General features: G+C 43.1%; 3 protein-coding genes. 1 reads left to right on the forward strand and 2 read right to left on the reverse strand.

Going from position 1 to position 4,012, the window contains the following annotated elements:
- On the forward strand, window positions 1-1,971 hold a 1,971-nt coding region (locus tag QUA42_RS19795; protein ID WP_333139378.1), incomplete at its 5' end, for an SdrD B-like domain-containing protein.
- Window positions 1,972-2,045: 74 nt separating this feature from the next.
- On the opposite strand, the gene QUA42_RS19800 is transcribed toward QUA42_RS19795, so the two are convergent.
- Window positions 2,046-2,474 carry a hypothetical protein gene (locus QUA42_RS19800; RefSeq protein ID WP_333139380.1) on the reverse strand — a complete coding sequence of 143 codons (429 nt, stop codon included), beginning with the start codon at window positions 2,472-2,474 and terminating at the stop codon, window positions 2,046-2,048.
- 43 nt (window positions 2,475-2,517) lie between these two features.
- Window positions 2,518-4,012: iron uptake porin (locus QUA42_RS19805; protein ID WP_445301345.1), on the reverse strand; the 1,495-nt coding region annotated here is incomplete at its 5' end.

Raw genomic sequence — 4,012 nt, forward strand, 5'->3', positions numbered from 1 at the left:
ACTGTTCAAGAAATTGTTCCCGCAGGGTTCACTCGTGTTACTCCAGTTCAAGCTGTTACTGTCGTTGCTAATCAGACTATTAACTTTGACATTGCTAATGTTGCAGTACCACCACCAAATGTCACTGGTAGTATTAGTGGCAGGAAATTTATTGATGTCAACGCTAACAGGACTTTTGAACCGGGAACCGATCAACCTCAGTCAGGTGTCACCCTATTTTTAGATATCAATAACAACGCTCAACCCGATAGGGGAGAATTACAAACTCAAACAGATAGTTTAGGTGGTTATTCTTTCTCAAATATACCCGCCGCCACCTATACTGTTCAAGAAATTGTTCCCGCAGGGTTCACTCGTGTTACTCCAGTTCAAGCTGTTACTGTCGTTGCTAATCAGACCACTAACTTTGACATTCTTAATATTGCACAAACACCACCACCTGTTACTGGCAGTATTAGTGGCAGGAAATTTATTGATGTCAACAATGACCGGACTTTTACACCGGGAAGCGATCAACCTCAGTCAGGTGTCACCCTATTTTTAGATATCAATAACAACGCTCAACTCGATAGCGGAGAATTACAAAGTCAAACAGATAGTTTAGGTGATTATTTCTTCTCGCAATTACCCCCCGCCAGCTATACTGTTCAAGAAATTGTTCCTGCAGGGTTCACTCGTGTTACTCCAGTTCAACCTGTTACTGTCGTTGCTAATCAGACCACTAACTTTGACATTCTTAATATTGCACAAACCCCACCAAATGTCACTGGTAGTATTAGTGGCAGGAAATTTAATGATATCAATGTTAACGGAATTCTTGACGTAGGAGAGCCAGGAATTCCAGGGTTTACTATTTACATCGATCTTAACAGAAACAACATCTTTGATAACAGTGAACCCTCAACACTAACAGATGCCACAGGTTCCTATCAGTTCAATGGCTTACAACCCGGTACTTTCACACTTCGGGAAGTCCAACAACCCGGTTTTGTAGCCACTCAGGTTCCTAATCCAGTTACCATTCCTCGTGAACCCGATTTTGTAGCCTCTCAGCTTCCTAATCCAGTTACCATTCCTCCTGTTAGGGGTTTCAATGCAGAAAATATCAATTTTGGAAATGCTCGAACAACGCCCATTGGCATTCCTGGGATTTTGCAGTTTAGTAACCCCAGCTATTCAGTGAATGAAGATGGCACAACCAGTCTGGAAGTGATGGTGACTCGAAATGGAGGTAGTTTGGGAACAGTGGATGTAACTGTATTAGCGAGTGACGGCACTGCAAATGCAGGAACAGATTATAATGCTACACCGATTACTGTTTCGTTTATCGATGGGGATACCACACCCAAGCCCATCCGAATTCCCATCATTAATGATTCTCTATTTGAACCCAATGAAACTATTAATCTTTCCTTAGTTAATCCCACAAACCGAGCCACTTTAGGTGTAGAGACTGCTGCAAGCTTAATAATTAATCGTAGCGATAGTGGTGTCCCCTTAAATATAGATAATGTGGGTAATTTACAAACTGTTGCTAGAGATCCTTTAATTCGCGAATCTGGTTTTGACTTGTCTGCAAATGCTTTGGCAATTGTCAGTGCACAGCAAGGAGGAAGCGGTAATTTTATCGATCCTTTGATTAACCCCGGACAGGTTGCTCGTGGGATTACCTACAATGAAGGACAATCAATTATCATCAATGTAGCCAATGGATTCGATCAAAAATTCAGCTTCCGTTATGCTTCTCCATTTGCCGAGCATCAAGTGACGATTTATGATGGAGTGAATGGAACAGGAAATGTTTTAGCCTCAGTACAATTGCCTCGAACAACTGACTCTAATTTAACGCCCGGTGCTTATATTTTAGAAAGCAATCCTTCATCAAATCTGTTGTTTCAAGGGATTGGCAAATCAGTAACTCTAGGAAACCAACCTAATAAACTGGTGATCGGCGATATTACTTTTGGCTAAGGTCATTCTATTGTTTATCCTGGGAAAACTCACTTGGGGAACGCTCTGTTCCCCTTGAGTGTATGCGTAACTCCTTAATTACGTCCTCTTTGAGAGGGAATAATAACATTTGTTCGGTCAAAATTGGGAGATAAATTTGGTTGTCCAGGACGCAACTGACCGCCGGCATTTTGTCCGTTAAATCCTACTTTTTGTAAAGAATCTACCGTTGTAGCCACTCCACCTGCCCCACTCAGGGGATCTGCTGTTCCCCCTAAAGCATCATTTAAAAATGTCTCCCTGAATCCCCTTCTTCTTCTTGCTTCCGGATCTTGTGTTTCTTCAAAAAAAGTGGGTCGGGTACGTCGAGATTGAGCAATAGTTTGAGTTTCTGAACTGGAGTGAGACGAGTTTAAACTTTCTGCTTGGCTAGGTGAAGCAAAAAATCCTATTCCTCCTATGCTCAGAATCACAATAGCCAGGAATGGATTCAGAAATTTTGAGTTGGGTAAATACTGATTCACGATTTTAATCTCCAAAACTTGTGTTCAATTAAGGACAAACTGTTTAGAACAGAAATGTGGTTCTGAGGACACCCATAAAAATTGTGTTATTGTCAGCATTATGTTCAGGAGCCGTAATAACAAAGAAACCCGGAGTAACAAAAATGTTATCAGATACACCCCAGCGATAAAATGTCTCAAAGTGTAGAGATGTATCTCGATCCGTTCCGTTGGGTAACTCCCGACCTGCAACTAATTTAGGGGGTTGACCAATGATGAAAGCCAATAAGTCTCCCTCACGACCAAAGGGATCGGAAATCCCCACAGAAGCCGCGTAAGTTGTTGTATTAGCATAGGCATTGCTATTAAGGAAGTTCCCCATTGTAACACCTCCCCATGCCCCCAAGGTAACTTGACGATTAATCCGCCATTGAAACGATGCACCTAGAGCATTAATCTGTATGGGTTTCTCCAAACCGCCAGAAGTATCGGCATTTAAGCTACCTGTAAAGGTATCGAGGCTGCCATTGGCCGAGTAGGCGTTAATGTAAGTTAGACCTGCTAAAGTATTGCCAGAGGGTTTAATTAAAAACTGAACTCCCAATGTACTGTGATCGGAGCCACTGATACCTTGATTAGGAGCGCTGCTGTTTCTTGTTCCATAGGCAACTTGCAATCGCAGCCAATCTGTTACTAACAAATCCGCACCTGCTCCCGCATCTAAGCTACCGATTTTAAAGAGAGGACTGGCTTCAGCAAATCGAGAAATCGCTCCCCGTCCTGTATCAAAGTAGGGAGAATTCGCGGTAAGTACGTTGCTAAGACTGAAGCCGACAGGTCTAGCTGTAAAGACTACGCGATTGTTAAATGCAGGAAATCTGTATTCTAATACGTCTAAGGCGATTCGGTTATTGGTATCAGTCTGAGAAGATAGCAGGGCCATGTCACCAAATCCTGGTTTCTCAACTGTTCCGGCATAGCCTCGATTTGCCGAGTTTCCACTAACTAAGCCAATTCTTAAGCGATCTAAACCACTAAAAGAAGAGACGGTTCCCACACGGACCAAATTAGTAAAAACGGGTTGGTTATTACTTTGGTCTCCCGGGGGGTCGCCTCCTGTTGCTGTGGCTAACTCAAAAATGGCTTCTCCTCCCAAAACTGTAGTTGTGGAGAATCGGTTAGCTTCGAGTTCAGCAGTACGAGCTTCTAAACTATCAACCCGACCTCGTAAGGTAGCTAGTTCTGCGGCAAACTCTTCTTGCAGTCGCTGTAAAACGGCTAAGTCTTCCTGGGTTATTTTATCGACAGATGCACCAATCAGTTCATTGACTCGTTGCAAGCAAGCATTCAAACCCGCAGCAAACTCGTAACGAGTCATGGCTCGATTCCCTCTATAAGTGCCATCGGGGTATCCGCTAATACAACCGTAGCGTTCAACTAAAGATTGTAAGGCTTGAAACGCCCAATCGGTAGGCTGTACGTCCGACAGTTGGGAAACCGATGTCACCTGACCTTGAACTTTTACAAAGTCATCTTTAACCTCCTGAGGCTGTATGTCG

This window comes from Microcoleus sp. Pol11C2, from assembly GCF_036701505.1.
In the GTDB taxonomy this organism is placed as follows: Bacteria; Cyanobacteriota; Cyanobacteriia; order Cyanobacteriales; family Microcoleaceae; genus Microcoleus.